1 rRNA gene and 2 pseudogenes are annotated in these 1,721 nt (G+C 70.5%); all 3 read right to left on the reverse strand.

What is annotated here, in order from left to right:
* Positions 1–197: pseudogene (locus CCN51_RS60370) on the reverse strand (tetratricopeptide repeat protein); the annotation flags it as partial.
* 33 nt (positions 198–230) lie between these two features.
* Positions 231–764, reverse strand: a pseudogene (locus CCN51_RS60375) (tetratricopeptide repeat protein); the annotation flags it as partial.
* Positions 765–1,482: 718 nt separating this feature from the next.
* Positions 1,483–1,599, reverse strand: a 5S ribosomal RNA gene (rrf, locus tag CCN51_RS45760).
* Between the last annotated feature and the right edge of the window lie 122 nt (positions 1,600–1,721).

Genomic DNA, 1,721 nt, shown 5'->3' on the forward strand with positions numbered 1-1,721 from the left:
ACGGCCGCGACGCGGGAGGCGAGCCGCAGCGCGACGCGCGAGTACTCGTACGCCCGCTCGGGCTCGTCGTCCAGCAGCTTGGCGACCATGACGAGGTTCTTCGCCACGTCGTCGGCGAGCGTCTTCGGCAGGCTCATGAGCTCCTGCCGCACACTCTTGTCGATCTCGGCCCCGGTCACATCCTCGGGGATCGGCAGCCGCTTGACCGGCTCGCGGTCACGGTCGCGGTCACGGGGGCGGTCGTCCCGGCGACCGTAGCCGCCGGACCGGTCATCCCGGCGCTTGTAACCGCCGCCAGGACGCTCGTCGCGCCCACGGCCCTGCCCGCCGCCGTACGGCCGGCGCGGCCCGCGGTCGTCACGGCCCCGGTAACCGCCCTCGCGGTCGTCCCGGCGCGGCGCGCGCGGCCTGTCGTCACGACGGTCGTCACGGCGATCATCACGCCGGTCGTCACGGCGCTCATACCCACCGACGCGGCCACCACGGTCCCGGTCGTCGCGGCGCGGCCCACGAGGCCGCTCATCACGGCGATCATCACGGCGGAAACCGCCACGGTCGTCGTCACGACGGTACGAAGGCCGGTCATCCCGCCGGTCGTCAGGGCGCCGGTCGTCCCTGCGGTCATCACGACGATCGTCGCGGCGGTAGCCGCCACGGTCGTCATCGCGCCGGAACCCACCGCGGTCGTCGTCCCGGCGGAACCCACCGCGGTCATCACGGCGGTAGCCGCCACGGTCGTCATCGCGCCGGAACCCGGGCCGGTCATCGCGGTCCCGGTCACGACGGAACCCACCCTGGCGGTAGCCACCGTCACGGTCATCCCGCCGGGGCCCACGGGGGCGGTCATCACTCCGGTCGTCACGGCGGTCGTCACGGCGGTCGTCACGGCGGTCGTCACGACGATCATCACGGCGGTCGTCGCGGCGGAAACCGCCACGGTCATCACGCCGGTCGAACCCACCACCGGGCCGGCCACCGCGGTCGTCCCGACGCGCATACCCTCCAGGCCGTCCACCACGGTCATCGTCACGGCGCGGCCCGCGCGGCCGGTCATCACGGCGCTCACCGCGGCGGTCATCCGACCGGTCGTCGCGACGGTAACCACCGCGATCGTCGTCGCGGCGGTAGCCGCCACGGTCGTCGTCGCGCCGGTGGCCACCGCGGTCATCATCGCGGCGGAATCCACCGCGGTCGTCATCACGCCGCGGACGGTACGGGCGGTCGTCCCGCCCCTGCCGGGACCCGCCGCGATCACCGTCACGTCGCGGTCCGGACTCGCGGAAATCGCGCCGATCACCGCCGTCCCGGCGCCGCGGCTCCCGGTTCGGCCGATCGTCGGGGGAGTTGGTGGACATCGACATGACTCCTGTCTTGAGGTACTGCAGCCATTCTCGCGCATCGGCCTCGCCAACGCGTTTCAGCAAAAACAAAAGGACCCTTGGTCCCAGCATGAACGCTGGGACCAAGGGTCCTTCAAAGATTGTTCGGCGGCGTCCTACTCTCCCACAGAGTCCCCCCTGCAGTACCATCGGCGCTGAAAGGCTTAGCTTCCGGGTTCGGAATGTAACCGGGCGTTTCCCTAACGCAATGACCACCGAAACCCTATTGCCCATCCCGCAGAGCGGGAATTGGACAGGGCAGCGAACAAGCACACTGTTCAGTTAAGTGTGGCTCAACCGGCGCGACTGTTCGCAGCCTGGGAACCAACACAGTGGACGCGA

Origin of the sequence: Streptomyces milbemycinicus (assembly GCF_002154605.1) — a bacterium.
GTDB lineage: Bacteria > Actinomycetota > Actinomycetes > Streptomycetales > Streptomycetaceae > Streptomyces > Streptomyces milbemycinicus.